The organism is Maribacter cobaltidurans (assembly GCF_002269385.1).
Taxonomy (GTDB): Bacteria; Bacteroidota; Bacteroidia; order Flavobacteriales; family Flavobacteriaceae; genus Maribacter; species Maribacter cobaltidurans.
Window position 1 is genome coordinate 1,044,275 of sequence record NZ_CP022957.1, and the last position, 21,121, is coordinate 1,065,395.

Consider the following 21,121-nt stretch of genomic DNA (forward strand, 5'->3'; position numbering starts at 1 on the left):
TTATTGAATTGAATCTATAATACTTCCACAAGTAAGCATCTGGTCTCCATAATATGGGTTTCTGATTTTCTTTTCCATACTTAGCCAAAATGCCCCTTTATTGTTATTTGCCATTGGGCATTTTTGGAGATAAACCAGGTTATCTGTTTTACCTATATTCATTACAATCGGAACCAAATTCTCATTTAGTGTGATAAAGATGTCCCTTTGATATTTAAGATCTTTACTATTTACCAAATCTTCCGCCAAATCAATAATTTTTGAAAAATGTGATTTTTCTATGTTATGGAGGTCAGATTCATCTATTACTACAAGACCATTCTGAAAATCTTTGGAATATTTAGATACTCCGCTTACGTCTCCTATAACCAAGGCATTCTTAATATTGAAATAAGATGGCAAGACCGATTTAAATTCCTTTTTAAAGGAATCCGACAGTACCATTTTCATATTTCCAATTTCACTAGATGAAATTTCCTCTTCTTGATTTTGATTCATCATGGAAGTTTTACCCTGAAGCTGCGCTGCCGCATCCACGGTAAAGGCTCCATTGGTCACAACTTCATCCCCTTTTTGAAGACCTGAATTCACCACAAACATATCCCCGTTTCTGCTGCCCAAGTGAACTTCCCTCATCCTAAAAATAGGGGTATCACCATTCACTTTCAAATAAACAACAGAACGTTCACCGGTCCACATAACCGCGGAAGCCGGAATCATAATTGCTTCAGGGAGATTATCTTCCTTCCCTTTTGAACTTTCCAAATTTCCTTTAACGAACATCCCTGGTTTAAAAATCCCATCGCCATTATTTAAGGTAGCACGTACCGCCACGGTACGGGTTCTTTGATTTAAAATTGGATCGATAAAAGTAATCGTAGCTTCAAATGACCTATTTGGATAGGCATTTGTGGTCAGTGATATTTTGTCGCCCTTTTCCAAGGAAGAAATTTGATTCTCATAGGCATCGAACTCCACCCAAACAGAATTGAGATTCATCAATTTTAAGAGCGGCTCACCTTGTTTTACATAATCGCCTTCAGCAACCATTTTTTCAGAAACAGTTCCAGAAACTGTGGCGTAAATTGGAAAGTACTCCCTAACCTTCCCTGTTTTCTCGATGGTATTGATTTGGTCTTCGGTAAGTTTCCAAAGCTTCAATTTGTTTCTGACCGCCTTGTATAAAGCTGGTTGAGATTCCATTAGCGATAACGAACTTATTAGCTCTTGCTGCGCAGCAACCAAGTCCGGCGCGTAAATAGTTGCCAAGAGCTGTCCCCGTTTTACGTCTTGCCCTTCATAAGATACATTCAAACGCTCCAAACGACCATCAAAATAACTTGCCTGAACCATTTCTTCCTCTTCATTTACCCTTATACGTCCAGATAAGGAAATATCCTTCATTGAACCTTCGTCTTTACCATCACCAACTAGGGTAGTGCTAATATTGGCAAAGGCCATGGCATTTTTGGTCATTTTAATTTCGTTCACGGCCAGACCTTCATCATCCATATTCGCCGGAATCAACTCCATACCGCAAATGGGACAATCCCCTGGTTCCGGCTGCATTATCTGTGGATGCATGGAGCAAGTCCATTTTTTTTCAATGGCATTTCCCAAATGCTCATGTTCGGATGTTTCCCTTTTTGATATTAACTCTTCCTGCGAACCACCGAAAATAAGCCAACCTCCAAAAAGACCTACAAAAACGGCTAAAACGATATAGATGATATTTTTGTTCATAATTTTAATAATTAGCTATACTGAAACAGCATTAATAGGGCCATAACAATCATGATGGCATTTTCGATAAAAGTGGCTTCGGTCATGGGCAACTTGAGTGCCGTCCCCAGACATGCACATTGAATTGATTTTTTATCAAGCAATGTTTTAGTTACACCAACAGTAGTTATTCCCAAAACTATCAATGTAGCTATTAGTGCAATAGGAATCTCAAAGCGCAACAAGAACATTAATCCCAAGACCGTTTCAATAAAGGGATAGATCCGTGCATAAACGGGCAGAACTTTAGCAAGAGGGTCGTACATTCTAAAACTATCCGGAAAACCCTTTAAGTCCAAAATTTTAAAAAAGCTAAACACGATAAAGAACAGTCCCATAAAATCGAGCATTGCACCATTCCAATTCTCCCGTTTATAATTTAACAACACTGTTGCCATGGTTATGTAACCCAAAATAATAATCAAGGGTTTAAGCTGAGATAATTTTGATTTTGAAGCAGTTCCAATTTCCTTATTTGAATGCATTGCAGCAGTCTTTCCAACTTTTGATTTTTCCGTAATGCTGTATTTCGAAGGAAGTTTTTCTTGTAGATTGGACGTACTAATATGGGTTTTCATTTTTATAACTGCTTCTTCTTTCTCAAGGTTCACAGATACACTGGATATGCCATCTATCTTAGAGAGCGTTTCTTCTACTTTAGCTTTACAGCTGCCACAGGTCATTCCTTTTATATAATATGTATGTTCCATTTCTATTGAATTAAATATTTAATGATAAGTCCTCCTATTAACCATATATAACAGACATAAGCCGCATATTTCAAAACAGCTTCCAAAATTTTGCTTTTAGGGGCCATTTCGCTCATGGAATGTTCTACGTCCTTTTTCTTGAAGAATCCCAAATAAATTAAATACCCTGAAACAATTAGGAATATAATATTCAAAAAGAACGTATAATCTATCTTAAAATAAGTACTATCCTGAATTTTAACTTGGGAGGGGTCCGGTAAAACATTCAAAAAGTCAAAACTATAATGCAGCGCCAACGAAGCACCTATCAACGCCGTGAACAGTAAAAAAAGGATGAAAAAGGACATTTTCCAACCGTAATACTTTGCATTTATTCGAAGTACGGGAAAGACTACCAAGTCACTAAAAATAAAGGCCATTACCCCAGCAAAACTTACTCCCTTTCCAAAAAGTAAGGCGGCCAATGGTATATTTCCCATAGAACCTATAAAGGTTAGAAATGCCGCGACCGGTCCCACAATGATATGTTCCAAAATTTCAAAAAATGAGAAATCCGTACTGCCTTGGCCACTGTTAATGAACAAGGTCTGAAAAAAAGCATCGGGAACAAATGCGGCCACGATGCCCGCTATGGTAAAACCGACCGTAACATCCTTCCAGACCATCTGCCATTCCATCTTATAATTTTTACCGACCCTTGCCCAACTATCTTCCTTTCTAATCTGTTTTTTCCAATCCTTTGAATCGTCCATGGAACCGCCATCATCCTTACTCTCCAGATTTTTACGTGCGGTATCGATAAGTTTTTTTGGGTTGATTACCCTAATAAGAATCCAGCAAATACCTATCAATAATAACCCTCCGATATATTCACCAACCACGAACTGCCATCCCAAGAAAATGGAAATGATAATTCCCAGTTCAATGACCAAGTTTGTAGAAGCTAACAAAAAAGCGATGGAGGACACAAAACTTGCTCCTTTTTTAAATAGTGATTTTGCACTCGCCAAAGCCGCGAAACTACAGGAACTACTAATAAAGCCAAAGAATGTACCCAACAGAACACTCTTGGACTCATCTTTTCCCATGGTTTTCTGCATACGCTTTTCGGTTACAAAAATCTGTATCATACTACTTATGACATAACCCAAAATGAAGGCCCAAAGGGCCATCCAGAAAAATCCGGTAGTTGTATAAGCCGCTTCACCCCACTGTTTAAAAAAGTCGCTCATAATAGTTCCTTATTGTATTGTTTCGGTCACCTTACCACAGGTAAGCATCTTATCTCCAAAATAAGGGTTTCTTATTTCCGCTACATCCGAAATCCAATATCCCCCCTTTCCTTCAAAGGCCATCGGACAAAATTGCTTATAAATTACGCCGCCTTCAATGGATCCTTTGAAAACAGGCTCTACCTTTTCCGTAAGCTGAGAAAATAGTTCACGCTGTTTTTCAACATCTCCCGCTTTGGAAATTTCATCGGCCAAAGTACCTATTTCATTGTAGCTCTCACTTATAGTGGCTTTCATTTCTTCAGCTGCCGTTTTGGCCCTATCTGGAGCAGTTTCTACCAAGGCTACCCTTAATTTTTGATACTCATTAAATAATGCATGGGTACTTTCATCATCGAAAGATGCCACTGCCATATCTTTGGCCTGTTCTTCTACCACGGGTTCTTGAGTTGAAGGTTCGGCAACTTTCTTTTCTTCCTTGCAAGCAAGTGATAACATTAAAATCATTGTCATTAGGGCAGTTGTTACTTTTTTCATAGTTGTTGTTATTGAATTAAATAGTTAATTATTGAACTTTGTTCGTAATACGATTTTACTGCTTCCAATTGATTTATCTGAAACTTGAGCTGTAATTCCTGAATATCCAGCACGTCATTAAAATCAATGGTTCCAGTTTCATAATTTTTAGTAAGTATTTCCTCTGCATCCTTTGCCTGCTCCAAATTCTTCCTCGAAGTATTGTATGCAATCCTTGCTTGATTCCTCTGGGAAATCGCCCTTGCCAAAGTAGTTTCCAGCACGTTCAACCGTTGCTGTTTTTGAGATTGAAGTTCTTTTTGCCGAAGTTCATTTTGTATGGATACCGATTTAAAGGATGAATTAAATAAGGGAATGGACAGGGAAACCATTGGCATGACAATATCCTTTCCATTGTCGCTGAAATCCATATTGGGCCTTTCGGAAACGGCGACATAATCCAGCCCTACCCCAAAACTCGGGGCACTCTGTTTCTGATTTAATGCTTCCGATTGTACGACCGATTCATACAATCTGTCATACCGCAAAAGTTCAGGATTCAATTCCAAGTTCTTATTCTCGTAAATTGGATCTTCCAAGGGTATATCGAGTTGCGATACCACATCTACCGATAGACTTTTTTCCTGGTTTCTTAGTCCATTGAAGTTAGCCTTTTCCGCCAAGGCCTTTTGCTCCAAAACATCAATTTGTTGCTGTAATTCATTCTGGCAAATTTGCAAACGCAGTACCTCCACAGCCGAAGCCTTCCCTACCTCAACGGAGGTCAATGCCAATTTTTCATATGTATCCAACAATTGCATGTTTTCCCTTAAAACTATTTGTTTCGCATTTAACACATAGAGTTCATAATAGGATTGAGCTACCGATAATGCCAACTTTCTTTTGGCTATAGCCAAATCTAAATAATCCGCTTCCGCAAGGGAGTTTGCATAGCTTTCCCTAGCCGTAATCGTTCCAAACCAAGGAAGCATCTGTGCAACGGAAAGTCGGGTACGCTGTGCCCCGGTACGGGTTTCCGGCTCACTTACGAAATAACCAGCACTGATAGATGTGTTGGGCAAGCTCTTAGCTTCCCCCACTTTTTCCTTGGAAATGTTATATCGGAGCTCGTAGGCCTGTATTTCTGGATTGTTTGCTTCTGCCTCTACCAAATAGGATTCCAGACTTTGCGCATTCAGGGTAAATCCGAACAGTATCAGAAATATAATTAGTATTGTTCTCATTTGTTAGCTCGTTTTAATTGATACTCTTTTTTCCAACTGTACAGCACAGGTACCAGAAAATAGGAGGTTATATCTATTACCATTCCCCCAAAAATGGGTATGGCCATAGGAATCATAATATCGCTTCCCTTCCCTGTAGAGGTCATGACAGGCAACAAAGCCAAAATAGTGGTAACCGTGGTCATCAAACAAGGCCGAATTCGTTTGTTGGCAGCCTCCAAAGCTGCTGAACGAATCTCCTTTACATTGTTGGGATTTTCCCTATCAAAAGTCTGCGTCAAGTAGGTGGCCATAACCACCCCATCATCCGTTGCAATTCCGAATAGGGCAATGAACCCGACCCAGACGGCAACACTCAAATTGATGGTCTTCATGTTGAATAAATCCCGAAGGTTTTCCCCGAACAAGCTAAAATTCAAGAACCAATCCTGTCCGTAAAGCCAAATCATGATAAATCCACCAGCAAAAGCTACTGCAATACCGGTATACACCATTAAAGATGTGGTGACCGACCTAAATTGAAAGTAAAGTATTAGAAATATAATCAACAAGGCCAAGGGAACTACAAAGGACAATGTCTTTTCTGCCCTTAATTGGTTTTCGTAAGTACCCGTAAACCTATAGCTTATACCGCTAGGCACCTTTAACTCTCCATTATTTATTTTTTCCTGTATTAAAGCCTGTGCATTTTCAACGACATTTACTTCAGCAAAACCGTCCAGCTTATCGAACAGCACATAACCTACCAAAAAGGTATCCTCACTTTTAATGACTTGAGGTCCCTTTTCATATTGAATGTCCACCAATTCACCAAGGGGTACAGGACTTCCATTTTCTACAGGAACATAAATGTTTTTTAGGTCGGTAGGATTATCCCTAAGCTCTCGAGGATACCTGACCCTAACCGAATATCTTTCCCTACCCTCTACCGTTTGTGTCAAGGGCATACCGCCGACTGCGACTTCAAGAATATTCTGAACATCCATTATGGAGATACCATATCGCGCCAACTGTTCCCTTTTTATATCGATAAGCAAATAGGGCTTACCAATGATTCGGTCCGCAAATACCGCCTGTTCCTTTACACCTTCAGCCTCCTTAAGGATATCTTCCAACTGCAGACCGAAACTTTCAATTTGCTGTAAATCCTGTCCTTTGACCTTAATACCCATGGGTGCACGCATGCCGGTCTGTAACATGACCAACCTAGTTTCTATGGGCTGAAGTTTAGGTGCCGAGGTTACACCGGGCAATCTGGTGGCGGATACAATTGCATTCCATATATCGTCCGGAGTATTAATTTCCGGTCTCCAGTTTCTAAAATAATCCCCATTGCTATCTTCAATCAAATCCTCTCGAGATACCGTTTCAGCCAGTTGGGTAGCATCATACTTGCCGTTATTGTCTATAGGATTGTTCGGGTTAATATGCAGCTTTCCATTTTCCAAAATGAAAAGTCCGTCCGTGTTTACTTTATACCTTTGCCTTTTACCCTCGGTATTTCGCATAAACTCCGACTTGTATTGAATGACGTTTTCGTACATGGAGAGCGGTGCAGGATCCAAAGCCGATTCGGTCCTCCCTGCTTTTCCTACCACAGTCTCCACCTCGGGAATGTTGGCCACCACCATATCCAACTGTTGCAAAACACGTTTGTTTTCAGCCACTCCTGCGTGCGGTAGAGAAGTAGGCATCAAAAGGAAGGTACCTTCGTTAAGTGATGGCATAAATTCCTTGCCTGTATTTCTCATAATCCATATTCCCAAGATCAATACGGTAGAAGGAATTAATATAAAAAGTCCTTTATTTTCAAGCGCCCACTGTAGGATTTTGGAATAGTATTTTTTGAATAAAGAGAAAATCCCCAATAGACCAAAGCAGATAATCGCAACGAAAATGAAATTTATGACCAATCCCCGATCAAAGCCCAAGGGCCTCCAATATTCCGCAAGGAGAATAACAATAACCAAAACGGAAATACCAATGTTTGCCAATTTTTTTAGAAACCGATACCTGATAACGATTTATGGAAAACCTGAAATTTTCTATAGCCTTAAAACCAAACCATAACCCTAAGAATCCGAAGGCGACCAAGGCCGAGCCCAACCAAAAACCAAAAATTATAGCCAAAACCCCCGAAGCTATAAGAGCATAGTTCCAAACTTTGCGGAATGGCAATTGTCTTTTTGATTTTTTAAAAAGGAATGCAGCAAAGGGAGGAATCAAAAACAAGGCGATTACTAGAGAGGCGGATAAAGCCATGGTTTTGGTAAAGGCCAAGGGCCGAAACAATTTACCTTCCGCACCTATCATGGTAAAAACAGGGATAAAACTTATAATGGTCGTCAACACCGCTGTAAGGATAGCTCCCGAAACTTCTGAAGTCGCATTGTAGACGATTTCATTCGTTGTGAGGTGACTTCCATCCTCCCGAATTCTCAGCTTTTCATCCTCCAAATGCCGTATCATATTTTCCGCCAATATGACCCCAACATCGACCATGGTTCCTATAGCAATGGCAATACCGGATAATGCTACGATATTGGCATCCACATCAAATAATTTCATGGTGATAAAAACCATAAGAATGGCCACGGGTAACAGTGCAGATATAAGCAGCGATGCCCTTAGGTTAAAAACCATAACGATGATTACCAAAATGGTAATGAGCACCTCCAAGGTCAGGGCTTCGTTTAAAGTACCCAAGGTTTCCTGAATCAGTTCCGTACGGTCATAGAAAGGCACAATGGTCAATTGCGAGGTACGTCCGTCAGCTAAAACTTTAGACGGCAGTCCGCCACTCAATTCCATAATCTTGTCCTTCACGTTTGTAATGACTTCCAAAGGATTGGCACCATATCTGGCTACAACAACACCGCCAACGACCTCTGCTCCCTCCTTGTCCAATATGCCCCGTCGGCTTGCGGGTCCTAAATGTACCTTGGCAATATCCTTGATACGAATGGATGTAAAGTCTTCAGATGCAACTACCGCATTTTCAATATCCGCTAGGGATTTTATATATCCCAGTCCCCGAATTAGATATTCGACCTGGTTCATTTCCAAAGTTTGGGCTCCTAAATCTTGATTGCTCTGCTTTACGGCCTTCACAACATCTGTAAGTCCAATACCATACTGTCGCATCAATTCCGGGTCAACATCCACTTGATATTCCTGAACATACCCACCAATGGAAGCCACTTCTGAAACCCCACCAGCAGCCGACAATCCATATTTTACATAGTAATCCTGTATGCTTCGTAGTTCCTGTAAATCCCATCCGCCGGTGACATTGCCTTCTTCGTCCCTACCTTCCAAGGTATACCAGAATATCTGTCCCAATCCGGTAGCATCCGGACCTAATGTAGGGGTTACCCCTTCCGGCAACAATCCATTTGGCAGCGAATTGAGCTTTTCCAGAATTCTACTGCGGGACCAATAGAACTCTACCTCTTCCTCAAAAATGATATAGATACTGGAAAACCCAAACATGGAAGAGCTGCGAACAGTTCTAACTCCGGGAATACCCAACAAGGAACTCGTTAAAGGGTAGGTAATCTGATCCTCTATATCCTGTGGAGAGCGACCTTCCCATTTCGTAAAAACAATCTGTTGATTTTCACCAATATCCGGAATAGCATCAACTGCAACCGGATCGGTTGGTAAAATTCCAATATTCCAATTGAACGGGGCGTTTACTATACCCCATCCTACAAATAGGAGGAGCATGAGAACCGCAATCAGTTTGTTTTCTATAAGGTATTTATGCCTTTATTCAGCATATACTTTGATAATTAGACAGTTAAACATTTTCAAGTCTTGAAATAGTTTATAACAAAACATGCCTGGAAACCATTAGTTAACAGGGAAAAATTAAATGCCTAAAAATCAAATTAGGAAGGTCTGGTCTAGAACCTGGACATCCCTGATCAAGGGAGGAGGGGAATAATCCTTAAAATGTACTTTTTCTTGATGCCTGTTTTCAAATAAACAGGAATAAGTATATACGAAGGAGGTAATAAACAACTGTTTATCAAAAGACAATTGATAGAAGGAAATTTGTAAGTCGTCATGACCCGTAACAGCAAGTTCCACATCGGAACAGCAATCCATTTTCATTTCCATCATAGGACAACTAGACGTTTCATGGGAAATCTGTGGTTGCATCATACAACGTTCCACGTCTCCAGAAAGGCTAAAATCTATAAGATGGTCTCCACAATAATGCATGTCTACCGAGAACGATGTCGTGGTAAACAGCACTAAAAGTGCCATGGTAATAGATACTATTTATTGGAAGATGTCCTTCATTGCCCTTCAAAAATACAAAATAAACAAATTGTATTACTGTAAAGTCTTTGATTCTAATTTAATAGTACTGGAATAACGCAGATTTCAAGATGATATTTGATAATCAATCAAATGAAAATACGGCTTATAGAGGTTCTTCTTTTTTTATTAGCAAAAAAACGCCCAAGAAGATGAAGAAAAATCTATTTTTTAGACTAAAATAATTAATTCGAAAATGCAGTAACTTAAAGGGCTTTAATATATACTATTTGATATGAATTTTAAACCCAACCAATATAAACTCCTTAAAAGATTTTTTATAGGGTTTGGGAGCCTTTTACTTTCTTCGATTTGCTTACTTGGATGTAATTCTGAAACAAAACCTGAATCTGAAGAGAAAGCGGGGCGGCCCAATATTGTGTTTATCATGTCGGACGACCATGCCTATCAAGCTATTTCTGCGTATGACAATAGCTTGATCGAGACACCCAACATTGATAGGATTGCCAAAATGGGCATGTTATTTACCAATGCCAGTGTTACCAATTCTATTTGTGCTCCTTCTAGAGCTACTATTTTAACCGGAAAGCACTCCCATATAAATGGCAAGATTGACAATGTCTCCCCTTTCGACACTACTAATGTCACCTTTCCACAACTATTGCAAAAGGCGGGTTACCAAACCGCCATGTTTGGTAAGTTACATTTTGGAAACAACCCAAAAGGTTTTGACCAGTTCAAAATATTACCGGGCCAGGGTTCTTATTACAATCCAGATTTTATCACAAAAAATGAAGGTGAAATCAACGTAAAGGGATATGTAACAGATATTGTAACGGACATGACCCTAGAATGGCTGGAAAATGAACGTAAAAAAGATTCGCCCTTTATGCTCATGTACCTGCATAAAGCCCCACACCGGTCCTGGTTGATGGCGGAACGACATATGGAGGAATACACGAATAAAACTTTTCCAGAACCCAAAACCTTGTTCGATGACCATGAAGGAATGCCCGCGGCTAAGGTGGCCGAAATGAAAATAGACGGCGATATGGGTTGGGCGGCCGACAGCAAGCTCTATCCTGAAGTTATGGATCAATTAGGGTTGGAAGAACAAATTGGTTTTGACAAGCGCAGATACGAAATGACGGTTGGAAGATTAGACTCCACCCAAAAAGCAAATTTTGATACATACTACAGAAAAGTTGCGGAAGATTTCATTGAACAATATCCAAGCATGACAGAAAAGGATATTGCCAAATGGCGCTATCAAAGATATATGCAGGATTATTTGGGGACTATCAAATCTGTCGATGAGAACGTGGGTCGGGTTTTGGATTATTTAGAAGCCAATAACATGATGGACAACACGATTATTGTGTATACGTCCGATCAAGGTTTTTACCTTGGGGAACATGGCTGGTTCGACAAAAGATTCGTGTACGACGAAAGTCTTAAAACGCCGCTTTTGGTTTCTTGGCCAAATCGGGTAAAAGCCGGAAGTGTATCCGATGAACTTGTCCAGAACCTGGATTTTGCCGAAACATTCTTGGACGTGGCCGGCGTAGAACAACCCGAGGACATGCAGGGAAAGAGTTTGGTTCCCGTTCTTACCGGTGATATGGAAAATTGGAACAGGGATGCCGTTTACTATCACTATTACGAACATCCTTCCGAGCACAATGTCAACAGGCATTATGCAGCGATTACCAAGGACTATAAATTGATTCATTATTATTTCGATATGGACTATTGGGAATTGATCAATAGAAAAAAAGACCCTTTGGAACAGCACAATTATTATGATGATCCGGCCTATGCAGAAATACAAAAGGATCTGCACCAAAAATTGGATGCCTTACGTGAACAATATGGTGACTCTGAAGCACTCAGTCAAAAGTATATAGACGAATTTATGCCACTCGCAAAAGAGGGTAAAGTATATGGCGTTGAAGATGATATTTTGAAGCCTATGGTAGAAAAATGGGAAAGTTCAAAGAAAGAAGATTGATAGTTTCAAAGGACTGAATATCCTTTTCTCGTTTAAATATGCGAAAGCCTACCGTTAAAGGTAGGCTTTTGAATTACCGTACTAGTCTTTGTTTTGACATCTAGCCATTACCGTATAGCATTAGGCGCCATAAACAAATCCGTTATTTAAGAAACCCATTTAAACAGGTGTCAACGCAATTTAAAAATACATTCTGTGGCCACCCACTTTTCACCTTCCAATGCGGAGGGTAATGCTTGCTGAAATTTCCACATCAACTGTTCCCATTCTTGAACTTTTGGATTCCCTTCGTCCATTTTTCTCTTTCGTTCTGGACTAAAGGTATCGTCTACTTCTACAATCATAAACAAGTGATTTTCCACCAAATAGATTTCCATATCCACAATACCGGCAGCTTTAATGCTATCCGTAATTTCTGGCCAAACTTTGCCTTCCGAATGATATTCCCGGTATTGTGCTATTATTTTTGAATCCTTTACCAAATCACAGGCATAACAAAAACGTCTCGTAGTTTTCATTGATTAAATGTTATATTTTGCGTATACGTTTCGGGCATAAATCGCTACCAAAACAAAACAGCCCAACGGTAATATAAAGGAGAAGTTAACTTCAGGCACACCTAATATATTGACATCGGTATAACCGGTTCCGCCCAAATCCAAAATAAGACCTTGCAATGTTGGCATTAACGCACCTCCCACTATTGCCATGACCAAAAATGCAGCCCCGAACTTGGAATCATCACCCTGCCCATCCAATGCAATTCCATAAATGGTTGGAAACATTATTGACATAAAAAAAGAGATTCCTACCAGGGCATAAAGTCCAACTATTCCCGGAACAAATATGGTGACCAAGGTGCATATCGAAGCACCTAAAGCAAAAAAGAACAACAATTTACCGGGTCTTATAGAACGAAGCATTGCCGTGCCCACCCATCTACCGGACAAAAAGATGACCAATGCCGCAATGCCATAATTGACTGCACTGGCGTTGTCTATACCAAAAGATTCGGCATATTGATAAAGATACGTCCAGCACATTATTTGGGCGCCTACATAGAAGGCCTGTGCCACAACGCCTCCAACAAATTTTTTGGATTTGAACAATCTTTTAATGGAGTCCCCAATGGCTACTTTTCCTTCCTGTCTTTCATTATGTGGCATTTTCATGGCAGCTATAATCACAAAAAAAGCGATTACAACTAAACCCAGAATAACATAGGGATTCCTAATTACGGATAAATCAGAGGTTCTTACCAATTCTTTGGCACTTTCAGTCAATGTACCATAAACGGGTTCTCCATTGGGTAATAAATCATCCGATTGAAGTGCGGCCAAAATGAATTTTTGTGCTACCACAAGTCCCAACAGGGCACCAACGGGATTAAAAGCCTGTGCCAGATTTAAACGTCTGGTTGCCGTTTCTTCCGATCCCATGGACAGAATATAAGGGTTGGCCGTTGTCTCCAAAAAAGCTAGACCAAAAGTAAGAATGTACAATGCCGCTAGAAAAAATCCGAATTGCTCATAGGCTGTAGCAGGATAAAAGAGAAGTGCCCCAATAGCATAAAGGGCCAAACCCATTAGAATTCCCTTTTTATAGGAATACCGGTTCACGAAAATAGCAGCGGGTAGTGCCATGGTAAAGTACCCTCCATAGAAAGCCAATTGCACCAAGGAGGCTTGAAAATTATCCAGTTCCAGCACCTTTTTGAATGCGGAAACCATTGGATTTGTAATATCATTGGCAAAGCCCCAAAGCGCAAAAAGTGAGGTTATTAAAATAAAAGGAACTAAAATGGTCCTTCTTACTAATGGAGTGGTATTTTTCTTGGTCATGGTTATCGAGTTGGTTATATCATTTTGAAGGAAGCAGGGCTCTGTCCAAATGGACATATCCCCCATCGACAAAAACAAATTGACCCGTGGTATGCGAGGATTTGTCCGAAATTACAAAGAGGGCGGTATTTGCTATCTCTTCCGGTGTAGTCATTCTTGACTCCAATGGAATCGTATTTTTTATGGAATTCAATTTCTCGGTTCCATTTTCCAGTGATTCTATCCATGTTTCATAAGCCGGGGTATAGCATTCTGCTATAATCAGCGCATTACTTCTTATACCATAGCCGATTAGATCGACCGCCCATTCCCTCGTTAGGCCCAACACACCACCTTTGGCAGCCGCATATCCGGAAGTTCCTCCTTGCCCAGTCAATGCCACTTTGGAACCAATATTCAAAATAGCGCCCTTACTCCTTTTTAGGAGTGGAAGGGCAAATTTGACAACCGCAAAAAAACTGACCAAATTTAGGCGAAGGGAATCCATAAAATCATCGATGGAACCTTCCAATGAAGCACCGTCATTGACCCCTACATTATTTATTACAGCATCAATCCTACCATATTTTTTTGAAATCTTGGTTATGGCCTCCTCAATTTGTGAAACATCGGTTAAATCGGTCTGATAAAAAGAGGACTCCGGATGAATTTTCTGAAGTTGTTTTTCATATTCGACCCCCCGTTTATTTCTATCTATCAAAACCGGAATAGCTCCCTCATTGGCCAACGAAAAAATAATGGCATGCCCAATACTTCCTTCCATTCCCGCAGAACCTGTGACTACAACAACTTTATTTTTAAGATTTAAATCCATACGACATCAATTTTTTAAATTATAAATTCGTTGGGCATTGTTATAAAAAAAATCCACTTGCTCATTTGCTGACAGTTTATCGGCGAAATTTTTGGCCAACGCCAGGACCTCCTTATATTCTCCTGCTACCAAACAAACGGGCCAATCCGAACCATAAAGAATACGCCGTGTCCCAAAAGATTCCAATACTAAATCAAAGTAAGGTACCATTTCTTGCTCGGTCCAATTTTGGTAATCTGCTTCCGTAATTAAACCCGAAACTTTACAGTTTACATTTTCGATTTGTCCAATTTCCCTCATCAACAAGGCCCACGATTCAAAAAAACCTTGTTTAATGTATGGTTTGGCCATGTGGTCAAGGACAAATGTAATATGGGGGAAGTGTTTTACAAATTCCAAAACGGCGAGTAATTGATGCGGAAACACCAAAATTTCATAAACCAAATCTCTTTTTTGAAGTTCCGCTATACCCCTTAAAAATTCCTTTCTTAGTAGGAATAACGGGTCTGTTTCGGCCTGAACAATATGGCGATATCCCTTAATCCGTGGATACTGGGCATAATAATCCAAATCACTCTTCAATTCATTACTACGTAAATCTACCCATCCTATAATTCCCTTAATAAAATCGTGTTTTCTTGCCTGCTCCAACAAAAAGTCGTTCTCTTTCAGGGTCTGATCTGCCTGTACCGCAATACAACCAGTAACCCCATTTTCCTCATATAATGGTTTTAAGTCCGAGGGTAGAAAGTCCCTTCTTATACTGGACATTTCATCATCTATCCATGCATGTTTTTCAGTTCCATACCTCCAGAAGTGTTGATGTGCGTCTATAATCATGTTATACCCTTATTTCAGTCAAAAGTAACCATCGCCTTTACCACACCCGTTTCCGGAAGTAACCAAGAATCAAAATTTGATATCATTTCTGAAAAATGTACTTCATGTGTTACAAAAGTATCGGTCGGAAATTGTCCAATATGTTCTATGACGAACTGAAAATCCTCCAATGTGGCATTTCTACTGCACATAAGTGTCGTTTCCTTAGCATGGATTTGGGGGTGGTTATAGGTCAACTCCCCTTTGGAAAGCCCTACCAAAACATATCTGCCCCCGTGCGACATATAGTCGATGCCCGACTCCAACGCCTTGCGGTTTCCTGTAGCATCAAAAACGGCTGTTGCCATATCCCCGTTTGTGATTTCTGATATTTTTTCCTGCGGATTCTCTTGAACAGGGAAAGCATGGGCTACCCCTATTTCATTCCTTGCATAGTTCAATCGGTCTGTATTGACATCTAAAGCAATTACGTTTGCTCCGATTATTTGGGCAAGTTTCATCAATCCGATACCAATGGGACCACAACCGATTACAACGATGGTTTCTCCTTTTTGTACCCCTGCCCTTCTAAGGGCATGGGCCCCAATGGCCAAAGGTTCAATAATAGCCATTTGATTAAAGGATAGATTTCCTGCCGGAATTAGCAAATCAGTTGGAACGCTGATTATCTCTTGCATTCCACCATCTACGTGGACGCCAAGTACCTTAATGTTTGTACAGCAGTTCGTTTTACCTTTTTTGCAGGCTACACAAGTACCGCAACTAACATAGGGCATAATGATCACATGGTCTCCGGCTTTTAGGCCTTGTTTATTTTCTCCGATTTCCAATACCTCCGCGGCGAGTTCATGCCCCAATATCCGTGGATATTTAAAAAATGCCTGGCTACCCTTATACGCATGTAGATCGGTGCCGCATATTCCTACACGGTGAACTTTTAATAAGGCCTCTCCTTCTTTTCTTGTTGGGACATCCTTTTCGTTCAAAACAAAATAGTTGGGCTCCTCGCAAACTATATATTTCATCAATTGCATTTTTCTTTGGCATATGGCAAATCATCCACATACCTAAAACATCAACCCAATATACCATTATATTTTGTCGGATTTCATATGGAAGTTCATATTTCAGCCAACACGAAAGGATAGGGTTTAAAGCAAATTAATGCCTCAAACCCTAATGATTATATTTTTACAGCACAGTTTTGATTTGCCGACTTGTAAATTGCCTCCACGACCCGAATATCCCTCAAGCCTTCCTCTCCAGGAACCAACAAAGATTCTTGGTTCATTATGGCCCATGCATCTTCATCCATTTGCTTTGCCTGTTGATTTTCTATGGGAAAATTAATTATGGTACTGTCGGACATACTGCCGTTGTTGCCATTGTAGGAAGAATGCGGCTCCATTTTAAGCCATCCTTTTTCATAATTGACCTGTAGATGGTTCATGTTTATCCCAAAACTGGTTTGACAGGAGGCCCGGGCACCACTCGGAAATTCCAATTGAAACATCATCGTCTCTTCCACTTCGTGATAAATTTCTGGTCGTGTTGTGGAAGCTTGTGCCATAACGGAATTGGGTTCTTCCCCTGTGGCCAATCGAGCTCCTTGTAAGGCATAAACACCCATATCCCCCATTGCACCGCCTCCCAAAGCCTTGTTCTGTTTCCAATGGTTTGTTCTACCATCAAAATACCCAGCAGCGGAAGTGACCATTTTCACCTTTCCAAAAGGGCGTTCCTTGGCAACGTTCATGTAAGCCTGTATGTTTGGGTCATGCTGACATCGATACCCTATAGCCAATTTTACCTTGTTATCGTCACATGCCTTAATCATGGCTTCACATTCAGCTACAGAAGGAGCCATAGGCTTTTCGCACCATACATGTTTTCCTGTGTTGGCAGCACGTATCGTATACTCAGCATGCATGGAAGGAGGTAACACGACATAGATAACATCAATGTCGGGGTTATTGGAAATGGAGTCAAAATTCCCATAGTTATAAACGTTCTTATCCTCAATGCCATATTTTTCCTGCCATATTGGAATTTTCTCCGGGCTTCCCGTAACAATCCCCTTCAACTCACAATTCTTGGTCAATTGCAATGCCGGGGCCAAAAGATCCGTGCTATAGTAACCCAATCCAACTAGGGCTACCCCTAATTTTTCTTTTTTAGGAGCCGTGGCCGATAATAATACGTTTGGTGAAAACGCTATCGCAGCACCTATTATCCCCGCTTTTTTGATGAAAATTCTTCTTTGGTTTTCCATAGTGACATGTTCTTCAAATCAATTACATTGTACATCAATTTTCCTACTTCCCATTTCAATTGCACACAAAAAATATGAATCCTACATGATTTTCATGAAAGTAAGGAATAGATTTTTAGACTAGTTTTATCTTAGAAGATAATATCCGCTTGTTGTCTACATTAACTTACCATGTACGTTTCTTTAATATTTCCTGAATTTGTTCCCTGGATACGGGAAGATCATCAATATGTTCGTTTAGCCATTTACTAAAATCCTTTTCAATTTCATCGGCCCAACGTGTATCAATTTGTCCGGCAGTGTAAACTCCATCCTTAATCCGTTGATGCCCAAACATGTCCCGTAAACGGACAACTTCGGAAACCGTAGCCACCTTTTCTGCCAAGTGTGGGGGTATAAAGGTTACCACTCCCATTTTTCCCAAGACTACGTCTCCAGGCATTACGGTTACCGTTCTGATTCTGGTAGGTTGATTGATTCCAATCAGCATAGTGTTCAAATCCCCTGGCGGATTATGGTGTGAAGCATCATAACTGGTATAATAAGAAGTAAAACCACCTATTTCCATGAGTCCCTCAACATCCCTTAGCGCACCATCATAAACAATTCCATTCCCAGATTTGGCATATATGGCATTACCTACGTTATCCCCAATCGTTGGTCCATCTTTGTCCGCTCCAAATTGGTCGGCTACGTAAACATCACCTTTTACCAAAATATCTACCGGCCACGTATTCTGTCCTCGCTTTCCTTGGGCCTTTCCTCGATCATCGATGGCTTTCCAAACATCGGGCCGACCAGGCATAAAGGTTGCCGTAACCGCACGTCCTACAAGTACACTATCCGGGTTTATCATTTTCCAACCTTCGGCAATTTGATATCTGTACCCTTCATTCTTCATAACGGCCCAAGCCTCTTCCACACTAACGGATTTTATTCTTTCCAAAAGGGCATCGGAAACCTTGGGTCTTCCATCATCAAAACGTTCTCCCGTCCATTGGGGAGTTAAAAAAATGAGTTCTTCCTTACTGATTTGTTGCCCCATCATTTGGGTTGCCAAACCGACAAGAACCACAATGAGCATATACTTTTTTCGTAACATGATAGTCTCTATTTAATGTGTTATTAATTATTCAAAAAATGGTATTCCTTCAGGAGCATATTTTCGCATGGCATCTTCATTGATGTCCACTCCAATACCTGGTTTTTCTGAAACTGTTACAAAACTGTCTTTTACCCAGTCTCCCTCGTCATACGTAACGATTTCCTTGAACATTGGATCTGTATGGAAATAGGATTGCCATTCCATTAAATGGAAATTTGGTACTGTGGCACAAACATGTGCACAGGCCATTGCGCCTAAGAAAGAAGCAACCATATGCGGTGAGAAGGGAACATAGTAAAGATTAGCCAAGTTCGCTATACGTTGACCTTCACCTAGACCTCCACATTTTTGAAGGTCTGGCATAATAATATCCACGCCATTGTCCAACAGTTGTTTAAACCCATGACCTAAATACACATTTTCTCCTGCAGAAATCGGAGTACTGGTTTCTTCCGTAAGGGTTTTAAAGGCATCAAAATTTTCAGCAGGAATGGGTTCCTCCAACCAGGTCAGGTTTAAATCTTCCACCTTTTTTGCAATGGTCTGGGCCGTAACATGATCATATCGCCCATGCATATCAACACAAAGGTCTATTTTTGGACCAACGGCTTCCCTTACTGCTGCTAGTTGGTCATACATTCTTATGATTTCCCCTGGACTCGCCGTCCAATTATAACGATCATATTTATCCGGGTCGCTGGCATAGTCCAAATCGAACTTCAATGCGTTAAAGCCCCAGTTGCTTATGGCATCCTTGGCCGCAGTTGCAAAATCGTCCGGTGACGGGAAACGAACACGATACAAGGCCGTGTCACAATAAACGCGGACTTTATCCCTAAATTTTCCACCTAATAATTTGTAAACAGGCAAGTCCAAAGCTTTGCCAGCCAAATCCCATAAAGCAGTTTCTATAGCCGAAAGAACAGCTACATAAGTACCTGACTGGGCACCACCGAAATGACCTGCTCGGCGAATATCCTCAAATATTTTATGAACATTGAAGGGACTTTTGTCTCTTAAAAAAAAGCCCATTCTTTTGACTAGGTGGTAGGTACCGGGTACTGCATCTACACCCTCTCCACAACCATAAATTCCCTGATTGGTATGTATTTTCACAAACAGACCACTACCACGGCGAATAAAACCACATTTTACATCCGTAATCTTTAAATCAGAGGGTGCAGAAAGCTTAGGGTTTTTGTCAATAGCCGTTACATACTCGTTACCATAGGTACTTGAAACCATACCCAAACCGGCACCGGCCATTAGTGATTTTGATATAAAAGATCTTCTTGAATTTTTCATTGGTTCTTTTGATTATTGTTAATATAATTTAATTATTTCCTTTAATTAGTTTCCAAAACTTTAGATTCTATCTCCGTGGGCTTTCCGTGCCAATACGAGGCAAGTATAGATCCCGTTATGTTCATTAACGGTCCAAAAACCGCAGGAGCCAACCCCATAGTAGCAATTTTGCCAAGGCTGTTGGCAATACCCGAGGCCAGACCAGCGTTCTGCATACCTACTTCAATGGCAATTGTTCTTGAATCCTCTTCCGTCATACGAAACAGTCTGGCATACCAGTATCCCAGCAAATAGCCGAAAAAGTTATGTACAAGTACAAGAACCATTAGAATCCCTCCTATTTCCAACAGGCTGTCCCTTCCCGCTGCAGTAATAATTGTAATTATTAGTCCAATGGCCAGCATGGAAATTAAAGGCATAGCCTTTTCTAACCATTTGACCCTATTACCGAATATCCTATTGAAAAGTAGCCCGGCACCAATAGGTATGATTATCATTTTAACGATACTCCACATCATGGCAAGAACATCTATTTCAATGAATTCGCCAGCAAATAACTTCATCATTAAAGGTGTCAAAAAAGGCGCGAGTAATGTTGCTAACGAAGTAATTGTAATAGAAAGGGCGACATTGGCGTTGGCCAAAAATGCCATTACGTTGGATGCTACACCACTGGGCGAACACCCAATAAGCACAATTCCGGCCGCAATTTCCGGTGGAAAATTACTTATTTGGGCCAAACAATAGCCCACTATCGGCATTACGATCAACTGTGCCGAAACCCCGATAAGAACTCCCTTAGGCGATTGAAATACTGCGGCAAAATCCTTGATGCTCATGGTAGTCCCCATACCGAACATGATAACCTGTATTAATGGTATGATCAAGACCGTGTACTTAAAATCCCCGAAATTGGTAAAATAGGTAGGGTAATATAAAGCTGCGGCAACACCCGCAAAAATCATAGTGGTAAATATTAATCCCTTCATTTTTTCATAGCCATTGAAACCAAGTGCCAATAATGCAAAGAAACCTAGAACAAAGGGTCCGGCTTTGTCTATGTTTCCCGTCACAATCATACCAATAATTACTAGAAATAAAAGGCCAGCCAAGCCCAAAGAAATTGAATATATATTTAGTTTTCCCAAGAGTATACGGT

At 40.5% G+C, this 21,121-nt stretch carries 16 protein-coding genes and 1 pseudogene; 1 reads left to right on the forward strand and 16 read right to left on the reverse strand.

The genetic code is table 11. The features are described 5' to 3' along the window. From CJ263_RS04550 to CJ263_RS04580, 7 genes and pseudogenes are all read right to left on the reverse strand, one after another. Complete coding sequence (locus CJ263_RS04550; RefSeq protein WP_094996174.1) at positions 1-1,743, reverse strand: efflux RND transporter periplasmic adaptor subunit; 1,743 nt, start codon at positions 1,741-1,743, stop codon at positions 1-3. Positions 1,744-1,754: 11 nt separating this feature from the next. Next, on the reverse strand, positions 1,755-2,492 hold the full coding sequence (locus CJ263_RS04555; RefSeq protein ID WP_094996175.1) for a heavy-metal-associated domain-containing protein: 738 nt from the start codon (positions 2,490-2,492) through the stop codon (positions 1,755-1,757). A gap of 2 nt (positions 2,493-2,494) precedes the next feature. After that, positions 2,495-3,724, reverse strand: coding sequence for a permease (locus CJ263_RS04560; protein ID WP_094996176.1), 1,230 nt, complete (start codon positions 3,722-3,724; stop codon positions 2,495-2,497). Between the two features lie 9 nt (positions 3,725-3,733). Continuing rightward, the gene (locus CJ263_RS04565) at positions 3,734-4,261 is read right to left on the reverse strand and encodes a DUF3347 domain-containing protein (RefSeq protein ID WP_094996177.1); all 528 of its coding nucleotides are present in this window, start codon (positions 4,259-4,261) and stop codon (positions 3,734-3,736) included. Between the two features lie 8 nt (positions 4,262-4,269). Then, positions 4,270-5,484: a TolC family protein gene (locus tag CJ263_RS04570; RefSeq protein ID WP_094996178.1), complete on the reverse strand. Its 1,215-nt coding sequence runs from the start codon at positions 5,482-5,484 to the stop codon at positions 4,270-4,272. Continuing rightward, positions 5,481-9,266 (reverse strand): annotated as a pseudogene (locus tag CJ263_RS04575) (efflux RND transporter permease subunit). The gene CJ263_RS04570 and the pseudogene CJ263_RS04575 overlap by 4 nt, the downstream one beginning before the upstream one ends. A 106-nt stretch (positions 9,267-9,372) precedes the next feature. Further along, positions 9,373-9,759 (reverse strand): HYC_CC_PP family protein, encoded by a 387-nt coding sequence (locus CJ263_RS04580; RefSeq protein WP_094996179.1) that lies wholly within the window; start codon positions 9,757-9,759, stop codon positions 9,373-9,375. 442 nt (positions 9,760-10,201) lie between these two features. Here CJ263_RS04580 and CJ263_RS04585 point away from each other — a divergent pair, with 442 nt between their 5' ends. After that, a complete protein-coding gene (locus CJ263_RS04585) occupies positions 10,202-11,785 on the forward strand; it encodes a sulfatase family protein (RefSeq protein ID WP_229702330.1) in 1,584 nt (527 codons plus the stop codon). A 170-nt stretch (positions 11,786-11,955) separates the two neighbouring features. On the opposite strand, the gene CJ263_RS04590 is transcribed toward CJ263_RS04585, so the two are convergent. The 9 genes from CJ263_RS04590 to CJ263_RS04630 all read right to left on the reverse strand — a co-directional run bounded on the left by CJ263_RS04590 (position 11,956) and on the right by CJ263_RS04630 (position 21,110). Further along, the gene (locus CJ263_RS04590) at positions 11,956-12,303 is read right to left on the reverse strand and encodes an L-rhamnose mutarotase (protein WP_094996181.1); all 348 of its coding nucleotides are present in this window, start codon (positions 12,301-12,303) and stop codon (positions 11,956-11,958) included. A 3-nt stretch (positions 12,304-12,306) separates the two neighbouring features. Continuing rightward, positions 12,307-13,626 carry an L-fucose:H+ symporter permease gene (gene fucP / locus CJ263_RS04595; RefSeq protein WP_094999109.1) on the reverse strand — a complete coding sequence of 440 codons (1,320 nt, stop codon included), beginning with the start codon at positions 13,624-13,626 and terminating at the stop codon, positions 12,307-12,309. 19 nt (positions 13,627-13,645) lie between these two features. Beyond that, a complete protein-coding gene (locus CJ263_RS04600) occupies positions 13,646-14,440 on the reverse strand; it encodes an SDR family oxidoreductase (protein WP_094996182.1) in 795 nt (264 codons plus the stop codon). Positions 14,441-14,446: 6 nt separating this feature from the next. Further along, positions 14,447-15,280: an amidohydrolase family protein gene (locus CJ263_RS04605; protein WP_094996183.1), complete on the reverse strand. Its 834-nt coding sequence runs from the start codon at positions 15,278-15,280 to the stop codon at positions 14,447-14,449. A 14-nt stretch (positions 15,281-15,294) separates the two neighbouring features. After that, positions 15,295-16,305: a zinc-binding alcohol dehydrogenase family protein gene (locus CJ263_RS04610; RefSeq protein WP_094999110.1), complete on the reverse strand. Its 1,011-nt coding sequence runs from the start codon at positions 16,303-16,305 to the stop codon at positions 15,295-15,297. A gap of 158 nt (positions 16,306-16,463) precedes the next feature. After that, complete coding sequence (locus tag CJ263_RS04615; RefSeq protein ID WP_094996184.1) at positions 16,464-17,552, reverse strand: Gfo/Idh/MocA family protein; 1,089 nt, start codon at positions 17,550-17,552, stop codon at positions 16,464-16,466. A gap of 166 nt (positions 17,553-17,718) precedes the next feature. Next, positions 17,719-18,654 (reverse strand): RraA family protein, encoded by a 936-nt coding sequence (locus CJ263_RS04620; RefSeq protein ID WP_229702329.1) that lies wholly within the window; start codon positions 18,652-18,654, stop codon positions 17,719-17,721. 27 nt (positions 18,655-18,681) lie between these two features. Beyond that, positions 18,682-19,962 (reverse strand): mandelate racemase/muconate lactonizing enzyme family protein, encoded by a 1,281-nt coding sequence (locus tag CJ263_RS04625; protein WP_094996185.1) that lies wholly within the window; start codon positions 19,960-19,962, stop codon positions 18,682-18,684. A gap of 41 nt (positions 19,963-20,003) precedes the next feature. Beyond that, on the reverse strand, positions 20,004-21,110 hold the full coding sequence (locus CJ263_RS04630; RefSeq protein ID WP_229702328.1) for a bile acid:sodium symporter family protein: 1,107 nt from the start codon (positions 21,108-21,110) through the stop codon (positions 20,004-20,006). Positions 21,111-21,121 lie beyond the last annotated feature (11 nt).